Annotated in this window: 16 protein-coding genes, 2 tRNA genes and 2 pseudogenes; 7 read left to right on the forward strand and 13 right to left on the reverse strand. The window is 58.9% G+C overall.

Annotated elements, in window-relative coordinates; genetic code table 11:
• The first annotated feature begins 35 nt into the window (after window positions 1–35).
• The 6 genes and pseudogenes from ACP7BN_RS19655 to ACP7BN_RS19680 all read left to right on the forward strand — a co-directional run bounded on the left by ACP7BN_RS19655 (window position 36) and on the right by ACP7BN_RS19680 (window position 4,353).
• Window positions 36–1,349 carry an MFS transporter gene (locus ACP7BN_RS19655; RefSeq protein WP_426205723.1) on the forward strand — a complete coding sequence of 438 codons (1,314 nt, stop codon included), beginning with the start codon at window positions 36–38 and terminating at the stop codon, window positions 1,347–1,349.
• Between the two features lie 208 nt (window positions 1,350–1,557).
• Window positions 1,558–2,196 (forward strand): annotated as a pseudogene (locus ACP7BN_RS19660) (PAS domain-containing protein); the annotation flags it as partial.
• Window positions 2,197–2,352: 156 nt separating this feature from the next.
• Window positions 2,353–2,784 (forward strand): annotated as a pseudogene (locus tag ACP7BN_RS19665) (methyl-accepting chemotaxis protein); the annotation flags it as partial.
• A gap of 87 nt (window positions 2,785–2,871) precedes the next feature.
• A complete protein-coding gene (locus ACP7BN_RS19670) occupies window positions 2,872–3,471 on the forward strand; it encodes a flavin reductase family protein (protein WP_426205724.1) in 600 nt (199 codons plus the stop codon).
• A 92-nt stretch (window positions 3,472–3,563) separates the two neighbouring features.
• Window positions 3,564–4,124, forward strand: a complete 561-nt coding sequence (locus tag ACP7BN_RS19675) for a DUF2975 domain-containing protein (RefSeq protein WP_426205725.1) — start codon at window positions 3,564–3,566, stop codon at window positions 4,122–4,124.
• Between the two features lie 7 nt (window positions 4,125–4,131).
• The gene (locus ACP7BN_RS19680; protein ID WP_426205726.1) at window positions 4,132–4,353 is read left to right on the forward strand and encodes a helix-turn-helix domain-containing protein; all 222 of its coding nucleotides are present in this window, start codon (window positions 4,132–4,134) and stop codon (window positions 4,351–4,353) included.
• 85 nt (window positions 4,354–4,438) lie between these two features.
• Here ACP7BN_RS19680 and ACP7BN_RS19685 read toward each other — a convergent pair whose 3' ends face one another.
• The 5 genes from ACP7BN_RS19685 to ACP7BN_RS19705 form a co-directional block, all read right to left on the reverse strand.
• Window positions 4,439–4,810 (reverse strand): helix-turn-helix domain-containing protein, encoded by a 372-nt coding sequence (locus tag ACP7BN_RS19685; protein WP_426205727.1) that lies wholly within the window; start codon window positions 4,808–4,810, stop codon window positions 4,439–4,441.
• A gap of 3 nt (window positions 4,811–4,813) precedes the next feature.
• Window positions 4,814–5,116, reverse strand: coding sequence for a type II toxin-antitoxin system HigB family toxin (locus ACP7BN_RS19690; RefSeq protein WP_426205728.1), 303 nt, complete (start codon window positions 5,114–5,116; stop codon window positions 4,814–4,816).
• A gap of 257 nt (window positions 5,117–5,373) precedes the next feature.
• Complete coding sequence (gene ggt, locus ACP7BN_RS19695) at window positions 5,374–7,206, reverse strand: gamma-glutamyltransferase (protein ID WP_426205729.1); 1,833 nt, start codon at window positions 7,204–7,206, stop codon at window positions 5,374–5,376.
• A gap of 145 nt (window positions 7,207–7,351) precedes the next feature.
• A tRNA-Met gene (locus tag ACP7BN_RS19700) sits at window positions 7,352–7,428 on the reverse strand.
• Between the two features lie 115 nt (window positions 7,429–7,543).
• Complete coding sequence (locus ACP7BN_RS19705; protein WP_426205730.1) at window positions 7,544–9,601, reverse strand: methyl-accepting chemotaxis protein; 2,058 nt, start codon at window positions 9,599–9,601, stop codon at window positions 7,544–7,546.
• Between the two features lie 333 nt (window positions 9,602–9,934).
• Here ACP7BN_RS19705 and ACP7BN_RS19710 point away from each other — a divergent pair, with 333 nt between their 5' ends.
• Complete coding sequence (locus ACP7BN_RS19710; protein ID WP_426205731.1) at window positions 9,935–11,152, forward strand: MFS transporter; 1,218 nt, start codon at window positions 9,935–9,937, stop codon at window positions 11,150–11,152.
• Between the two features lie 63 nt (window positions 11,153–11,215).
• Here the strand turns inward: ACP7BN_RS19710 and ychF are convergent, their stop codons facing one another.
• The 8 genes from ychF to ACP7BN_RS19750 all read right to left on the reverse strand — a co-directional run bounded on the left by ychF (window position 11,216) and on the right by ACP7BN_RS19750 (window position 18,132).
• Window positions 11,216–12,316: a redox-regulated ATPase YchF gene (gene ychF / locus ACP7BN_RS19715; RefSeq protein WP_420650805.1), complete on the reverse strand. Its 1,101-nt coding sequence runs from the start codon at window positions 12,314–12,316 to the stop codon at window positions 11,216–11,218.
• Between the two features lie 23 nt (window positions 12,317–12,339).
• Complete coding sequence (gene pth, locus ACP7BN_RS19720; RefSeq protein WP_420650804.1) at window positions 12,340–12,924, reverse strand: aminoacyl-tRNA hydrolase; 585 nt, start codon at window positions 12,922–12,924, stop codon at window positions 12,340–12,342.
• Window positions 12,925–13,090: 166 nt separating this feature from the next.
• Window positions 13,091–13,690: a 50S ribosomal protein L25/general stress protein Ctc gene (locus tag ACP7BN_RS19725; RefSeq protein WP_426205732.1), complete on the reverse strand. Its 600-nt coding sequence runs from the start codon at window positions 13,688–13,690 to the stop codon at window positions 13,091–13,093.
• Between the two features lie 142 nt (window positions 13,691–13,832).
• Window positions 13,833–14,774, reverse strand: coding sequence for a ribose-phosphate pyrophosphokinase (locus tag ACP7BN_RS19730; RefSeq protein WP_003171603.1), 942 nt, complete (start codon window positions 14,772–14,774; stop codon window positions 13,833–13,835).
• A 45-nt stretch (window positions 14,775–14,819) separates the two neighbouring features.
• Window positions 14,820–14,894: transfer RNA gene (locus ACP7BN_RS19735), tRNA-Gln, on the reverse strand.
• Between the two features lie 37 nt (window positions 14,895–14,931).
• Window positions 14,932–15,783, reverse strand: a complete 852-nt coding sequence (ispE, locus tag ACP7BN_RS19740) for a 4-(cytidine 5'-diphospho)-2-C-methyl-D-erythritol kinase (RefSeq protein ID WP_426205733.1) — start codon at window positions 15,781–15,783, stop codon at window positions 14,932–14,934.
• A 3-nt stretch (window positions 15,784–15,786) separates the two neighbouring features.
• A complete protein-coding gene (lolB, locus tag ACP7BN_RS19745; RefSeq protein ID WP_420650801.1) occupies window positions 15,787–16,404 on the reverse strand; it encodes a lipoprotein insertase outer membrane protein LolB in 618 nt (205 codons plus the stop codon).
• Between the two features lie 3 nt (window positions 16,405–16,407).
• Window positions 16,408–18,132 (reverse strand): tetratricopeptide repeat protein, encoded by a 1,725-nt coding sequence (locus tag ACP7BN_RS19750; RefSeq protein ID WP_420650800.1) that lies wholly within the window; start codon window positions 18,130–18,132, stop codon window positions 16,408–16,410.
• Window positions 18,133–18,221: the final 89 nt, after the last annotated feature.

The raw sequence follows: 18,221 nt of genomic DNA on the forward strand, positions 1-18,221 counted from the left end.
GCCTTGGTTTTTTGCCTGTGCCAGAGTTCTTTGCCATGACTGCCCAACCCTCTGCCCGACCGGCGCCGTTCAGCCGTTCCGACTACAAGACCCTCGGCCTTGCGGCCCTTGGCGGTGCGCTGGAGATCTACGATTTCATCATTTTCGTGTTCTTCGCCCTGACCCTGAGCCAGCTGTTCTTCCCGCCGGAAATGCCCGAATGGTTGCGCTTGCTGCAAAGCTTCGGGATCTTTGTCACCGGTTATCTGGCGCGGCCGCTGGGCGGGATTCTGATGGCGCATTTCGCCGATCGCCTCGGGCGCAAGAAGGTCTTCAGCCTGAGCATCCTGATGATGGCGCTGCCGTGCCTGCTGATCGGGATCATGCCGACTTATGCCCAGATCGGTTACTTCGCGCCGCTGTTGCTGCTGGCCCTGCGGATTCTGCAAGGCGCGGCGGTGGGCGGTGAAGTGCCGAGCGCCTGGGTGTTCGTCGCCGAACATGCACCGACCGGGCATCGCGGTTATGCGCTGGGCTTTTTGCAGGCCGGGCTGACCTTCGGTTACTTGATCGGCGCGCTGACTGCGACCTTCCTCGCGCAGATGTTCACGCCTGCGGAGATCCTCGATTACGCCTGGCGCTATCCATTCCTGCTCGGCGGCGTGTTCGGCGTGATTGGCGTCTGGCTGCGTCGCTGGCTAAGCGAAACGCCGGTGTTCATCGCCATGGAGGCGCAGCGCGAGGTGCGGGTCGAACTGCCGCTGCGCACGGTGCTGCGCGAACATCGTCTGGCGATGTTGCCGGCCATGCTGCTGACCTGCGTGCTGACCTCGGCGGTGGTGGTGTTTGTTGTAATCACCCCGACCATGATGCAGAAATCCTTCGGCATGACTGCCAGCCACACCTTCGCGCTGAGCGCATTGGGCATCGTGTTCCTGAACATTGGCTGCGTGATCGCCGGGTGGCTGGTCGACCGCATCGGTGCCTGGCGCACGGTGATGCTTTATAGCCTGCTGCTGCCATTGGGCATCGGCGTGCTTTACAGCTGCCTGATCAGTGGCGGCGATTGGGTCGGTCTGGCTTATGCCTTGGCCGGTCTTTGCTGCGGGGTGGTCGGCGCGGTGCCTTCGGTGATGGTCGGTCTGTTCCCCGCACGTATTCGCGTGTCGGGCATTTCCTTCACCTACAACATTGCCTACGCGGCATGGGCGAGCGTCTCACCGCTACTGCTGATTGGTCTGATGCCGTGGAGCCCTTGGATCTGTGTGATGTTCTGCGCGGTGATGGGCGTGGTCGGTTTCGCCAGCGCAGCGTATTTCGGCGCGCGCATGCCGCGCACCGGCCAATGCCAAGTGGCCGGAACTGTCTGATCCGGCGAAACACAAGTATTTTTGTAGGACAAGCGCAAAAGCGCTCTTCAGAAAACCCCTGCAAGGCCGATGGCTAGGTTGCATACCCGCTTTCTACCTGGTCAATCGGTGCTTTCCCATGTTCAACAAACGCCTGAAGCAAGAGCTGGCGGCTCTTCGTGAAGAACTCTCCAGCCTTGTGCAAGTGAAGGAAAGCCTGGAAAGCGAGATGCTGGTGCTGACTCTCGAGCCTGACGGGCGGATTCAGTCGGCCAATCAGAATTTTCTCAGCGAGATGCTCTACAAGGGCCATGACTTGATCGGCCGCGCCATCGACGACATCGTGCCGGCGCATGTGAAGTCCGACGAATTCCACCATCGCTTCAAGGCTGCCCTGACCCGAGGCGAGCACTTTGCCGGTGCAGTGCGCCTGTCGCGCGGCAATGGCGAAGAAGCGTGGCTGCGTTCGATTGTGCAGCCAGTGCGTTCCTCGGATGGTCGGATCAAGCATTTCTCGATTTTCTCCAGCGACCTGACCCGCACCATCGAAGCTTCGCGCGAACATGAAAACCTGATCGGCGCGCTGGTGCGTTCGACCGCGGTGATCGAGTTCGACCTCAACGGTAACGTTCTGACCGCCAACGACCGCTTCCTGCAGGGCATGGGTTACAGTCTGGCGCAGATCAAGGGCAAGCATCACCGCCAGTTCTGCGAACCGCAGGAATTCAACAGCGCTGAATACCAGAATTTCTGGCGTCGTCTGAACAACGGTGAGTTTGTTGCCGGCCGCTTCAAACGGGTCGACAGCCATGGTCGTACGGTGTGGTTGGAGGCTTCCTACAACCCGGTGCTGGATGCCAACGAAAAGCTCTACAAAGTGGTCAAGTTCGCCACGGTCATCACCGATCAGGTCAATCAGGAACAAGCCGTCGCCGAAGCCGCCAATATCGCCTACAGCACCTCGCTGCAGACCGACAGCACCGCCCAGCGCGGGACCACCGTGGTGACCGAAGCAGTCAAAGTGATGCGCGACCTGTCGCGCCATATGCAGACTGCCGGCGACGGTATCGAAGCATTGAACGAGCAATCGCAGGTGATCGGTTCCATCGTCAAAACCATCAGCGGAATTGCCGAACAGACCAATCTGCTGGCGCTCAACGCCGCGATTGAAGCAGCGCGTGCCGGTGAGCAGGGCCGCGGTTTTGCGGTAGTGGCCGACGAAGTACGGCAACTGGCTTCGCGCACCAGCCAGGCCACTGAAGAGATCGTCAGCGTAGTGCGGCAGAATCAGGACATGGCGCGTAACGCCGTGGCCCTGATGACCGACGGCAAGCTCCAGGCCGAGCAAGGGTTGGCGCTGGCGGCAGAGGCGGGCACGGTGATCGTCGAGATTCAGGACGGCGCGCAGAAAGTGGTGAACGCGGTAGGGCAGTTCGCCAACCAATTGTCCAACTGATTGCGCTGAAGGAAAGGATCGTCAATGACGATCCTTTCTTCGTTTTGATCCCGTTACAATCGGCTCTTTTCCCCGGAGCAGATCCCCATGAGCGATTCCCACCGCCGCCCGGTTCCCCTGAACAAAGCCTATCGCCTGCTCAACCACGGCCCGACGGTGCTCGTGAGTGCGGCCCACGACGGCCAGCGCAACATCATGGCCGCTGCCTGGGCGATGCCGCTGGATTTCGAACCGCCAAAAGTCGCCGTGGTGCTCGACAAATCCACCTGGACGCGCCAGTTGCTCGAAGCCTCCGGCACCTTCGTGCTCAACGTGCCGTGCGTGAGTCAGGCCGACATCGTGCAGACCGTTGGCTCGACCTCTGGTCTTGAGATCAATCGCGATCAGAATAAGGACAAATTTCAGGCCTATGGCTTGGAAACCTTCGCCGGCGATCTGGTAGAAGCGCCGCTGCTCGACGGTTGTGTCGCGTGGCTGGAATGCCGTTTGCTGCCGGAGCCGCGCAATCATGAACAGTACGACCTGTTCCTCGCCGAGGTGATTGCGGCGCACGCTGATGAGCGGGTTTTCAGCGAGGGACGTTGGCATTTCGAGGGGCATGATGAGTTGCGCACCTTGCACCATGTAGCGGGCGGGCACTTTCTGAAGATTGGTGATCCGGTGGACGGCAAGACGCTGAGTGAATGACATTTGTTAATGTATTGCAGTAATTAATTATTGTTATTCGATAATTTAATGGGTTAAGGTGGCCGTCACTTTCTTTCCTGTGAGGCTTTCCCATGACCAATAACGGACTCGCCTGCTTCAGTCGGCGTATGGCAACAGTGACGCTGCTGCTGATCGTCGTGATGCTGCTGCTCAATGCTGTGTTGTGGCTCTACCCGACCTTGGCCGGGAAAGACGGTTGGGGACTGGGTTTTGCGCTGACTGAACGTCAGCTTTCGCAAATCGCTGACAGCGCAGCGCTGTTCCCGTGGTGGCAGAAACTCGGTGGCATCGTGCTGTCGAGTATTCCGCTGCTGGCGCTGGCATCCGGTTTGAATCATTTACGTCGGCTGTTTCAGAGCTACGCGCGAGGAGAATATTTCGCCCGTGAGACGGCGGTTCATCTGGGTAAAGTCGGGCGCGCTGTGGCGATCTGGGTGTTGCTGGATTTTCTCTGTGAGCCGTTGCTCAGCCTGTGGGTCACGCAAAATGCGCCGGTCGGTGAACGGCTGATCACCTTGAGCGTCACCGCGCCATCCTTCGTCGCGCTGTTCCTCGCGGCCTGTATAGCGGTGATTGCGCGGATACTCTCGCAGGCCAGCGAAGTGGACCGCGAAAACCGTACGTTTATTTGAGGTATTGATGCCAATCGTTATTCAACTGGACGTGATGCTGGCGCGACGCAAGGTCAAATCCAAAGACCTTGCCGCCGCCATCGGCATCACCGAGGCCAACCTGTCGCTGTTGAAGCAGGGCAAGGTCAAAGGCCTGCGCCTGGCGACACTGGACGCCATTTGCCAGTACCTCGACTGTCAGCCGGGGGATCTTCTGGTTCGTGTGGCGGAGGGGAATATGGAACCCTGATGCACAAGTGATTTCCCAGCGCATGCCTCACTATTGAGCGAACCGGAGGCTGGCACGCCAGCCTCCTTCTTTTACTTCAAACGGATCAAATCAACTTCATGGGTTTGATCAAGCTCTCCGCAGGAATTCCGAACAGCTCATGCAGCTTCCAGATCATTGGAAGCGTTAATGCACGTTTGCCATTCAAGACTTCATAAACGCGATTCGTACGGCCGATAGCCGGAGCGAGGTCTGCGGCCGAGAGGCCCGACTGCTCCATGCGAAACCTGATTGCATCAATCGGGTTCGGCAAATCGAGCGGAAACTGTTTGGTCTCATACGCTTCGATCAGAGTGATCATGATGTCGAAGTAATCACCCTCAGGAGTGCCAGGTTCTGGTTCGTTCTCGAAAAGTGCAGACACATCTTTGAGCGCTGCACGGTAGTCTTCTTCGCTATGAATTGGACGAATGTTCATGGGTTACTCCATTTCGACACTGTCAGCGTCGATGGCATCGTACTGCTTGTGCGTGCCAATAAATTTGATGTACACCGCACCGAAGCGATATGCCACGGCGACGATCAGGCGATATGAATTGCCCTTGATGTTGAATACGACTCTTCGGCTTTTCAGAATGCTCGCACCAGTAAAATGAGCCTTGATATCCGCAGGCGCCGCCCAGTTCGCTTTCCTTGCTTCGTCTACCCACGCCAGCAAAGACTGTTCTGATTCCGGATATCGCTCCCAAAAACTCTTTAGCTGACTGATGGCGATGATTCTCATGGGATGATCCTAGTCCCGCTGTGGGACTGCTGCAAGTCTATAGATGAATACTGGATGTGTGGTTACCGGCATCGATGAATGCTGTAGATGATCACTGCATCCAGAGAAGGAGTTGCCTTGGAAATAACAGTGCGAAGACTTTATCCCGGATCAAATTGCTCCGGCGTGGGAAAAGGCGACGTGAAACATCGGAAGCGTATTCATCGTCAATAAAAAAGGCCTACCTCGCGGTAAGCCTTTTCCATTTGCGTAGTACCTCAATCCCCCAACGCAACCCCTTCACGCCGTGGATCCGCCCCACCTTCCAGCGAGACCTTCCCCTGCGCATCCTTGACCCGCACGATGGCCTGGGTGCCGCTGGTCATGTCGATCTCATTCACCGTGTGCCCTTTGTCCTTGAGCGCCTGAATCAGCGCCGGGCTGAACTGGCCTTGTTCAAGTTCAGTCGGGCCGTTGCGGCTGCCGAAGTTGGGCAGGTTGATGGCTTGTTGCGGGTCAAGGTTCCAGTCCAGCAGGCCGACGGTGGATTTGGCCACGTATTCGATGATCTGCGAGCCGCCGGGAGAGCCGACCGTGGCGAAGAATTCACCGCTGTGGCGATCAAAGATCAGCGTCGGCGCCATCGACGAGCGCGGGCGCTTGCCGGGTTCGACGCGGTTGGCGACTTTCTGGCCGTTCTCCTCGGGTATGAACGAGAAGTCGGTCATCTGATTGTTGAGCAAGAAGCCCTGAACCATCAGGTGTGAGCCGAACGCAGCTTCGATGGTGGTGGTCATCGACACGGCGCCGCCCAAGTCATCCACAGCCACAACTTGCGAAGTAGAGATGCGCAACGGCGAGCGATCCGGCGCGTAAGCGACTTGCACGCCGGGCGGTGTTCCCGGTTTGGCCGTGCCCATGCTGCGTTCGCCGATCAGGCTGGCGCGGCTGGCCAGATAGCCCGGATCGACCAGGCCTTTGACTGGCACTGGCACGAAGTCAGTATCGGCCACGTATTGCGCGCGGTCGGCGTAGGCCAGGCGTTCGGCTTCGGCGATCAGGTGCACGGCTTCGTGCGTGGGTTCGATACCGGCCGGTTTATCGGTCTTCACAGGTTTGAGCGGCGCCAGCGCCAGACGCGGGTCGCGGGTTTCCAGCGCCTGCAAGGTGCCGAGAATCTGCGCCACTGCGATACCACCGGACGACGGCGGCGGCATGCCGCAGACCTGCCAGCGCTTGTAGTCGGTGCACAGCGGCGCGCGTTCCTTGGCCTGATAATGCTGAAGATCATTCAGCGACAGACTGCCTGGGTTGGCGTGGCGCTGAACCTTGGCGACGATTTCCTCGGCAATCGGGCCTTTGTACAGCGCGTCCGGCCCTTCCTTGGCGATGCGTTTGAGCACGGCAGCCAAGGCCGGATTCTTCAAGCGAGTGCCGACCGCTTTCACGCTGCCATCGCTATTGAGAAAGTAAGCGGCCATGTCCGGCGAGCGCTGCACATTTGGGTCGGAGGCCAGTGACTGATACAAGCGCGGGGAGATTTCGAAGCCTTGCTCGGCGAGTTTGATCGCCGGCTCGAACAGCTTGGCCCACGGCAAACGCCCGTGCTCTCTGTGCGCCAGTTCCAGTGCGCGCATTGCTCCTGGCGTACCGACCGAGCGGCCACCGATCTGCGCTTGCTGGAACGACATCGGTTTACCGTCTGCTTGCAGAAACAGCTTCTCGGTGGCCCCGGCCGGCGCGGTTTCGCGACCGTCGTAAGTGCGCACCTGCTTGCCATCCCACAACACGATCATCGCGCCACCGCCGATCCCGGAGGATTGCGGCTCGACCAGCGTCAGCACCGCCTGCATCGCAATCGCCGCATCAATTGCCGAACCACCCTGACGCAACATCTCGCGCCCAGCTTCGGCAGCCAGAGGATTGGCAGCGGCGGCCATGTGTTTGCTGGCGTGCTGTGCCTGCAGGTCGGAGCGATAACCAGAAGCAATTTCCGGGGCTAGCGGCAGGCTGGAGGAGGGCGGGGCGTTGCAGGCAGTGAGAGTGATGGCGCTGACAATCAGGGTCAGGGCTGGCAGGCGAAAACGTTGCAGCGACAGGGCTGAAAACACGCGGGCTCTCCGTCCGTGGGGTGAAAGATCTGACGGACTGTATCGATCGACCGTGTAGGACGCAAACCGCCCGAGGTGTGAGAGACGATACTTTTCTCCAGGCATAAAAAAACGGCCTACCTTTCGGTAAGCCGTTTTTAGTACTTGGTGGCTACACAGGGACTTGAACCCCGGACCCCAGCATTATGAATGCTATGCTCTAACCAACTGAGCTATGTAGCCAAGTGGCGCGCATTATTCCCCTGAAATGGAAAAGCGTCAAGCGTAAATCTAAAATATTTCTTCTTATTTTCAACCGCTTAACCTCCAGCACCGAAAAACCACCGCGCGGAGGCTGTCAGCGCAGTTGGAATCTCCCGGTATTGGCGCTTAAAGCCTGGCTGCCCTGACTCAAAGAATCCGCCGCGAGGTTCACTGCTCGCGCGCCTTCGAGCAAACGCACCGCCGCCTGATCGACCCGCTGGATATTGCTGCTGACCTCATCGGCGGTGCTCGCCTGTTCTTCGACGGCGGTGGCGATCTGCGCCAGGGTGTCGGTGACGCTCTGCACGGCGCTGGCGATTTCTCCCAGACGTTCGCCCAGCCCGGTCACCGCGTCGGCATCAGTTTGTGCCTGGCCGCAGGCCGCTTCCATCAGGCTCACCGCTTCGTTGACCGTGCTGCGTAGGCTGTCGACGGTGCCGGCGATCTGCGCGGTGGACGATTGCGTGCGTTGCGAGAGGCTGCGTACTTCGTCGGCCACTACCGCAAAACCACGCCCCTGTTCGCCGGCGCGGGCAGCCTCGATGGCCGCGTTGAGCGCCAGCAGATTGGTCTGTTCGGCGACGCCGCGAATGGTGTCGACCACCAGTTGAATCTGTTGCCCTTGCTCGCTGACCCGACCCAGCGCTGCAGCAGTTTCGTTCAGGCGTAGATTGAGTTGCTGAATGCTCGCTGTAGTGCGCTGGCTGTCACGGCTGCTGTCGGCGGCGATACGTTGAGTATGTTGGGCGCTGCCGGAGGCCTGTTCGCAACTCTGGGCCACACCTTGCGACGTGGCGGCCAGTTGCGTGGCCGCAGCGGCGATCTGGCTGATCTGCAACTGCTGCGCTTCTACCTCGTTGAGCGCGCCGCTGGAGTGATCGTTGAGGCTGCGCACCGCGTTGCTCAGTTGCGAGGTCTCGTGATCGACCCCGAGCAAACTGGTGCGCAATTGCACCACGGCAACGTTGAGCGAAGTGCTGATCGCCGCCAGTTCATCGCGGCCCTGCACCGGCACTTGCAGACTCAGATTGCCGTCACGCAGCGCTTCGGCGAGCAGCGTGATGCCGCTGGCGCTGCGGCGGATCGAGGCTTGCAGGCAGACGAACAGATACAGCGCCGCCAGCAGCAGACAACCGAAGACTGCGGCCGCGACGACGAACTGACGAATCGCCGAAGCGTGGTAATCATCCAGCCGTTGATCGAGCGAGGTCAGCGATTGCTGGCGCAGCGCTGCGAGGTTACCGAGCAAGCCATCAAGGCTGCGCTCGAAGTCTTCCGGCTTGAGATTGATGCTGCCACCGAACACGCCGTCATCCAGCACTTTCAGGCCCGCATCCAGTTGTTTGAGGCTGTCGTGATATTGCCCGGCCCAACCTTGCAGTGCTGGCGGGAGTCGCGCTTCGAGCAGGCCGGCGGTTTTCACCAGTTGCTCACGCGCATCGCCGATCCGACTGCGCAGGTCGCGCAACTGCAAACGGCTTTGCAGGGTGAATTGGCCGGACACCACCGAGGCCTGACCAACTGCGGCTAGGCGGCCGACCCGTTCAATCAAGTCCGGCGCATGCTGGGTGGAAATCTGCGTCAGCAAATAGGTTTCCAGCCACGGCGCGAGGATCAGCCGAGTGTCCATGGCGATCTGCTCGCGCAACGCTTGCAGCGCGCTGAGCGCATTGGTGAATCGGTCATAACCGTCCGGCCACCAACCGACGCCAGCCAGGCTTTTCGAATCCAGACCATTCAACGCGGTTTGCAGCGCCTGATAGCGGCTGAGGGTTGCGCCCTCGGCACCTTCGGCCTGCAACGCATTGCCCAGCTCCAGCGTGGCTTGTGCGACCGCCGGTTGCACTGCGTCGAACGCAGCCATCGCGGCGAGGGTAGCGGGCGTCGGTTGGCGGTTGGTTTCCGTGGCGCGCCAGCGGGCGGCGCGGTCGCGTTGCGCGGCGAGCAGATTGTCCAGCGCATCCAGTGCAAGCAACTGACGCACACCGGCACGCTCGCCGGAAATCAGCTCGAGTTTGTTGCGATAGTCCTGACCGATCATCAGCAGGCTACCGGCCAACGGCAGGATAAACAGCAGAAACAACAGCTGGAATTTACGCGCGAAACCAAAACGCCCCAGTAACCGGATCCCCGGCGATAAAAAAGCCTGCATGCCTCATGACTCCTCTGGACACCACGCACCATCGGCGTGCGCCGCGCTGGTTGAGTGCGCGATCTGTGCCCTGCTAAAAGGCTTCGAAAGCCCACTCTCGCCCGCTCTGTAGGCCGGCTCTGTAGCGGAACTTCCCATTCTCGATCCCCTTTGTAAGGAGGCCGCGTTCAAGCGGATAAGCAACGCAAGATTCAGACCATGGCGTTGCGCTATCACCTTCGCGCCGATGAGTGAATCGTTCGTTAGCTGGCTAAGGGGATGGCGCCCCCGCACCGAAAAATGGCACATTGACGCACCTGCCTGCGTGCACCCATCCGTTGTCCGGAAATTCCCATGGCTATCAGCAACGTTCAGTCCGCCGCTGCGGCGGCGCCCGCTTCCTCACAAAGCAGTCCATTGGTGATGCGCATCATCGGCGCGGTGGCGCTGGCGCATTTGATCAACGATCTGATCCAGTCGGTGTTGCCGTCGATCTATCCAATGCTCAAGGCCAGTTATGGCCTGACTTTCACCCAGATCGGCCTGATCACCCTGACCTTTCAATTGACTGCATCGTTGTTGCAGCCATGGGTGGGTTATCACACTGACCGTCATCCCAAGCCGTGGCTGTTGCCGGCGGGCACGGTGTGCACCTTGATCGGCATTCTGATGATGTCGGTGGTCGGCAGCTTCCCGCTGATCCTGCTGGCAGCGGGGTTGATCGGTATCGGCTCGTCGACTTTCCACCCGGAAGCTTCGCGAATTGCGCGACTGGCCTCGGGCGGGCGTTTCGGGCTGGCGCAATCGACCTTTCAGGTGGGCGGCAACGCGGGTTCGGCACTCGGTCCGTTGCTGGCGGCGGCGATCATCATTCCTTACGGCCAGGACCATGTGGCGTGGTTCGGTCTGTTCGCGGTGTTTGCGCTGTTCGTGCTGTACCGCATCAGTCGCTGGTATGCGCATCACCTCAACCTGTTCAAGCTCAAGGCCGGCCAGGCTGCCACCCACGGATTGTCGAAGGGCAGGGTAACCAGCGCGCTGGTGGTGCTCGGGCTGTTGGTGTTTTCCAAGTATTTCTACATGGCCAGCCTCACCAGCTACTTCACCTTCTACCTGATCGAGAAGTTCGACCTGTCGGTAGCGAGTTCGCAGTTGCACCTGTTCCTGTTCCTCGGCGCGGTGGCGGCGGGCACGTTCTTTGGTGGGCCGATTGGCGACAAGGTCGGGCGTAAAGCGGTGATCTGGTTCTCGATCCTCGGCGTGGCGCCGTTCACCTTGCTGATGCCGCATGTTGATCTGTTCTGGACCAGCGTGCTCAGCGTGGTCATTGGCTTCATCCTCGCCTCGGCGTTCTCGGCAATCGTGGTTTACGCGCAAGAGCTGGTGCCGGGCAATGTCGGAATGATTGCCGGCATTTTCTTCGGTCTGATGTTCGGTTTTGGCGGGATTGGCGCAGCGCTGCTCGGGCATTTGGCGGATGTGCACGGGATTGAGTACGTGTACTTCCTGTGCTCGTTCTTGCCGTTGTTCGGGGTGTTGGCGATCTTTTTGCCGAAGACGAAGAAAGCCTGATGCGCTAAAACTCAGGCACAAAAAAGCCGCGTATCAAACGCGGCTTTTTCATGGGTGCAGCTTTTACACGTTGAAACGGAAGTGCATCACGTCGCCGTCTTTGACGATGTAATCCTTACCTTCCAGACGCCATTTACCGGCTTCTTTGGTGCCGGCTTCGCCCTTGTACTGGATGAAGTCGTCGTAAGCGATGACTTCAGCACGGATGAAGCCTTTCTCGAAGTCGGTGTGGATCACGCCGGCAGCCTGAGGTGCGGTGGCACCGACTTTGACGGTCCAGGCGCGGACTTCTTCGACACCGGCGGTGAAGTAGGTCTGCAGGTGCAGCATTTCGTAGCCGGCGCGGATCACGCGGTTCAGGCCAGGCTCTTCCAGGCCCAGGGCCTCGAGGAACATGTCTTTCTCTTCGCCGTCATCCAGCTCGGCGATTTCCGCTTCGATCTTGTTGCAGACCGGTACAACGATCGCGCCTTCTTCTTCGGCGATGGCCTTGACCACGTCGAGCAGCGGGTTGTTCTCGAAGCCGTCTTCAGCAACGTTGGCGATGTACATGACCGGTTTGGTGGTCAGCAGGTGGAAGCCCTTGATCACCGCTTTTTCGTCGGTGCTCATGTTCTTCATCAGGCTGCGTGCTGGCTTGCCTTCGGTGAAATGCGCGATCAGTTGTTCGAGCAGCGCTTTCTGAACTACGGCGTCCTTGTCACCACCCTTGGCGTTGCGCGCGACTTTCTGCAGTTGCTTCTCGCAGCTGTCGAGGTCGGCGAAGATCAGTTCCAGGTCGATGATTTCGATGTCGCGTTTCGGGTCGACGCTGTTCGAAACGTGGATCACGTTCTCGTCTTCGAAGCAGCGCACGACGTGAGCGATAGCGTCGGTTTCGCGGATGTTGGCGAGGAATTTGTTGCCCAGGCCTTCACCTTTCGAGGCGCCGGCAACCAGGCCCGCGATGTCGACGAATTCCATGGTGGTCGGCAGGATGCGCTTCGGATTGACAATGGCTGCCAAGGCTTCCAGGCGCGAATCCGGCATCGGCACGATGCCGCTGTTCGGCTCGATGGTGCAGAAGGGGAAGTTCTCGGCCGCGATGCCGGATTTGGTCAGGGCGTTGAACAGGGTGGACTTGCCGACGTTAGGCAGGCCGACGATGCCGCAATTGAATCCCATGGTGTTTCCCCTTCGGGTAAAAGTCAGGCCTTCTGGCTGTGCAGGTTTTTCATCGCACGGTTCCATTCACCGGCGAGGATATCCGGCAGCACGCCGAGGGCAAAGTCGATGCTGGCATCGAGTTTTTCCTGTTCGGCGCGTGGCGCACGACCCAGGACGAAATTTGAAACCATACTGGCGACGCCCGGGTGGCCAATGCCAAGCCGCAGGCGGTAAAACGTATTCTGATTGCCCAGTTGCGCAATGATGTCGCGCAACCCGTTGTGACCGCCATGGCCGCCGCCCTGCTTGAGCTTGGCAACGCCCGGAGGCAGATCGAGTTCGTCGTGCGCCACGAGGATTTCTTCAGGCGTAATGCGGAAGAATCCGGCGAGTGCCGCCACGGCCTGGCCGCTGCGGTTCATGTACGTGGTGGGAATCAGCAGGCGAACATCCTGACCCTGATGCGAATAGCGTCCGGTCAGGCCGAAATATTTGCGATCGGCCACAAGGTTCACACCTTGCGCGTGGGCGATGCGCTCAACAAAAAGGGCCCCTGCGTTATGCCGGGTCTGTTCGTATTCAGCGCCTGGATTTCCCAGGCCAACGATCAGTTTGATGGCAGTCACGATAGGGGCCCTTCCTTTGGAGTTGTGGATAACATCGCCGTCAGCGAGTGCGGCGAAAGTGGACGAAAAACTTCATTTACTCAAGAGTAAACGCCGCGTTATCGCCCGCTTTCTCGCTACGTTTCGGTCCGCGATGTTTCCTCAAGCTCCGGCAATACAGAGTGATTTACTCTGCAGCGCCTTCTTCAGCTTCTGGAGCAACGCGTGGAGCGTGTACGTTTGCAACAGCTTTGTCGTCACCGTGAGCCAGTGCAACGAACTCAACGCCTTTAGGGGCTTTGAGGTCGGACAGGTGAACGATTGCGCCGATTTCCAGAGCCGACAGGTCGACTTCGATGAACTCAGGCAGATCTTTCGGCAGGCAGGTCACTTCGATTTCGTTCAGAACGTGCGAGATCTCGCCGCCTTTCTTGATCGGAGCTTCTTCACCAACAAAGTGAACCGGCACGATAGCGGTCAGTTTCTGACCAGCTACAACGCGTACGAAGTCAGCGTGCAGCACGTGGCCTTTAGCTGGGTGACGTTGCAGAGCTTTGATGATGACGTTCTGCTTGGTGCCGCCAACGTTCAGTTCGATAACGTGGCTGTAAGCAGCATCGTTTTCGAGCAGTTTGGCAACTTCTTTAGCCAGCATGCTGATGGATTCAGGGGCTTTGTCGCCACCGTAAACTACAGCTGGAACCAGGCTTGCGAGACGACGCAGGCGGCGGCTCGCACCTTTCCCCAGGTCGGAACGCACTTCAGCATTCAGAGTAAAATCGTTCATTGTGTATCTCCAAAATAGCCATGACCGGGTTGACGTTTGCGACCAGCGCCAAACACGGTATGGGCAAAAAAGCCCCGCCCCGGCAGGAATGCCGGGGCGGGGCGCTTTTCGTCAACGAGACATTTCGAGAAGGGCAGGGCCCTTAACGGAACATCGCACTGATCGATTCTTCGTTGCTGATGCGGCGAACCGCTTCGGCAACTACCGGTGCGATATCCAGTTGACGGATACGCGCACAGGCTTGTGCTGCAGCGGACAGCGGGATGGTGTTGGTCACCACCAGCTCGTCCAGCACGGAATTTTCGATATTCTCGATGGCCCGACCCGACAGCACAGGGTGTGTGCAGTAGGCAAAGACCTTGGCTGCGCCATGCTCTTTCAAGGCCTTCGCCGCGTGGCACAGAGTGCCGGCGGTATCGACCATGTCATCAACCAGAATGCAGGTACGCCCTTCGACATCACCAATGATATGCATCACTTCAGAGTGATTGGCTTTCTCACGGCGTTTGTCGATGATCCCGAGATCCACACCCAGGGACTTGGCAACAGCACGTGCACGCACGACGCCACCAATGTCCGGGGACACGATCATCAGGTTTTCGAAGCGCTGATCTTCAATGTCATCCACCAGAACCGGGGAGCCGTAGATGTTATCTACCGGAATATCGAAGAAACCCTGAATCTGGTCAGCATGCAGATCAACCGTGAGAACACGGTCGATGCCGACTACGGTAAGCATGTCAGCAACGACTTTCGCGCTGATAGCCACACGTGCGGAACGCGGACGGCGATCCTGACGGGCATAACCAAAATAAGGAATAACAGCAGTAATACGAGTAGCCGAGGAGCGGCGGAAGGCATCAGCCATCACTACCAGTTCCATCAGGTTATCGTTGGTCGGAGCGCAAGTCGGCTGAATAATGAAAACGTCTTTACCGCGAACGTTTTCATTGATCTCGGCAGTAATTTCGCCGTCGGAAAACTTGCCGACAGAGATGTCACCGAGAGGGATATGCAGCTGACGTACGACACGTCGAGCCAGATCGGGGTTAGCGTTCCCCGTAAAGACCATCATCTTGGACACGCGCAGTACCTAGAGGCTGAGGGTAACCTGGATGAGTATGGAAAATGGCAGGGGCGGCTGGATTCGAACCAACGCATGGCAGGATCAAAACCTGCTGCCTTACCGCTTGGCGACGCCCCTGTATCTGTTGCTTGCAAGTGCCGAGCACTTGGTTCCTTTAGAGCAGACTTTGCAGCTTGCGATGCAACATCGAAATGTTGCTTCCCTTTGCTACAAACCCTGTAAGGGTCTCTGTCAGAAGGGCCGAGACTTTATCAGCTTCAGCTTTGCTTGGGAAGCCCCCAAACACACAACTTCCAGTTCCGGTGAGTTTCGCTTCGGTAAAATTCCCTAGCAAATTCAACGCGTTACGTACTTCTGGGTAACGCCTCGATACCACCGGCAAGCAGTCATTACGACTGTTTCCCTCGGGAACGGGGCGCACTTTAATGGGCGGCGTGTTACGTGTCAACAATGGATCTGAAAAAATTTCTGCCGTACTTACAGAGACTTGCGGAACGAGCACGACATACCACGGTTCTGCGGGCTCGACCGGGGTGAGTTTTTCGCCCACGCCTTCGGCAAATGCCGCGTGGCCACGCACGAACACCGGGACGTCTGCGCCGAGCGAAAGGCCCAGTGTCGCCAGCCGATCTTCATCCCAACCCAACTGCCACAAATGGTTGAGGCCGAGCAGCGTGGTCGCCGCGTTCGAACTGCCGCCACCAATGCCGCCGCCCATTGGCAGGATCTTGTCGATCCAGATATCAATCCCGAGTGAACAGCCGGATTGTTCCTGAAGTTTTTTCGCTGCACGCACGATCAGGTTGCTGTCGTGCGGCACGCCGGCAAATTCGGTGTGCAGCCGAATTACGCCGTCATCGCGCACGGCGAAGGTGATTTCATCGCCGTAATCGAGGAACTGAAAAATTGTCTGCAACTCGTGATAACCGTCTTCACGGCGTCCGAGAATATGCAGCATCAGGTTGAGTTTGGCTGGCGAGGGCAGCGTCAGGCGTGGAGCGGTCATGCGTTATTGCCCCAGTTTGCGCGGTTGCCAGTTCTTGATCACCAGCGTCACGTCCAGATCCGAGCCGTGCAGTTTGATCCGCTCGGGCAACCAGTAACCGTTCTGCTCGGCATAGCTGAGGTATTCAACCTGCCAGCCATCCTGATCCAGGTTGGCCAGACGGCTGTCAGCATCCAGGGTCAGACGGCTTTTGCTCTCGGGTGCTGGCAAGCCGCGCACCCACCAGGCCAGGTGCGACACCGGCAGTTTCCAGCCGAGCTGTTCTTCGAGCAGGACTTCCGGGGTCGGCGCTTCGTAGCGGCCCTGATTGGCCACTTCCAGCGATACCGCGCCCGGGCGCCCGGTCAAACGTGCCGCGCCACGACCCAGCGGGCCGGACAGGCGGATGTCGTAATAGTCCTGACGTTGCAGCCAGAACAGCGTGCCGCTGCCGGAATCTTTCGGTGCGCGAATGCCGATCTTGCCGTCGATCTGCCAGCCATCAAGGCTGCTCAGTTGCTGTTTGTGCACGTTCCACTGCGCCGGGTTGCCGTGGCCCTCGACCGATTCGCGTGCGCCGAAGCCTGCGCAACCGGCAAGCAGGGCGATGAAGCTGAAAACAATAACGTGGCGCAAAAACATGAGTTATAGAGTCTCGGATCCGGTCAGGCGCTTGATGGTGCTGCGCAGAATGGTGCTGTCGGGCTGGTCCTTGAGGAACTTGCCCCAGATTTGCTTGGCTTCGCGCTGCTTACCCTTGGTCCACAGCACTTCACCGAGGTGAGCGGCGACTTCGTGGTCAGGGAAACGCTCGAGTGCCTGGCGCAGGTATTTCTCGGCGTCTTCCAGATTGCCCAAGCGGTAATTCACCCAGCCAAGGCTGTCGAGCACCGCCGGGTCTTCCGGATTGATCTGGTGCGCCTGTTCGATCAGCGCCTTGGCTTCAGCGTAGCGCGTGGTGCGGTCGGACAGGGTGTAGCCCAAAGCGTTGAGCGCCATAGCGTTGTCCGGGTCACGCTTGATGATCAGGCGCAGATCTTTTTCCATCTGCGCCAGGTCATTGCGTTTTTCCGCCAGCATTGCGCGGGTGTAAAGCAGGTTCAGATCGTCCGGATATTGCAGCAACGCTTGTTGCAGGACTTTCCAGGCCTTGTCGCCTTGATTGTTGGCGGACAGGCTTTCGGCTTCGATCAGATACAACTGAATCGCGTAATCCGGCTGCTCGTCGCGTTCGGCAGCCAGTTTGCTTTGGGCTTCGGCGGCTTTGCCGTTGCTCATCAGAATGTCCGCCTGACGCAATTGCGCCGGCAGATAGTCGTTGCCGGGGCCGACCTGGGCGTACTCGATCAGTGCGCCTTGCGGGTCGTTGCGTTCTTCGGCGATGCGACCGAGGTTCAGGTGCGCCGAATCGACGTGGCTTTCGCGGGCGATCAGATCTTCCAGATAACCCTTGGCCTCGTCCCAGGCCTTGCCTTCCAGGCACACCAGCGCCAGCGAATAACGCAGTTCGTCGTCTTCCGGGTATTGCTGAACCAGCGTGGAGAACTCGACTTTGGCGTCGTCCATGCGGTCCTGTTCGACCAGCATCCGCGCGTAAGTCAGGCGCAGACGTTTGTCGTCCGGGTATTTTTTGATGCTTTTCTGCAACAGCGGCAGCGCTTCGTCGCCTCGGTTCAGACCTTGCAGCAGACGCGCGCGCAGCAGGATCGGGGCGATTTCGCCGTCTTCCGGCGGGTTGTCTTCAAGCAGAGACAGCGCACCTTTGGTGTCGCCGTTCTGTTGCAACAGCAAGGCTTTACCGAAAATCAGCTGATTATTGTTCGGGTGGCGCTGCAACAAACGGTCAAAACTTTTCATCAGACCGTCGCGGGTTTCCTGATCGGTGTCGGCAGCCGACAGCGCAAGGAAATCGAAATGCGTGTCGCCCTTGCCCTGCAGGACTTTCTCCATGTAGACCATCGAGTCGTCGTAACGCCCGGCGCGGGCCAGTTGCACGGCGGCGGCGCGTTGCGCTTCGAGGTCGTCCGGCGCATTTCTCGCCCAGATCAATGCGGTATCCAGCGCTGGCTGATCCGCGCCGAGGTACTCGGCAATGCGGAACGCGCGCTCGGAGACGCCCGGATCCTGGGTATTGATGGCCTGGGTCACGTAGTTATCCAGGGCAATGTCGAAACGATTGCGCTGGCCGGCCAGTTCAGCGCTCAACAGGCTAAAGACTGTTTCCTCGCTGAACGAGCTGTAAACCTTGGGCTTTTCAGGGGCTGGCGTAGTGTCTTCGGCCGGTGAGGCACTGTCCTGCGACACGGGAGCCAAGGCCTGGCAGCCGCTGAGGAAGACAAAAGCAAGGAGCAACGCGGAGGATCTATTCATATAGGAAGAGGACGACTAACCTGCGGTCGGATCATCATGACACAAGCCTTCGGCCAAACATAACCGAGACTCGATTGTGCCCTTTATAG

The sequence above is a fragment of the Pseudomonas sp. TWP3-1 genome (assembly GCF_049896625.1).
Classification (GTDB): Bacteria; Pseudomonadota; Gammaproteobacteria; order Pseudomonadales; family Pseudomonadaceae; genus Aquipseudomonas.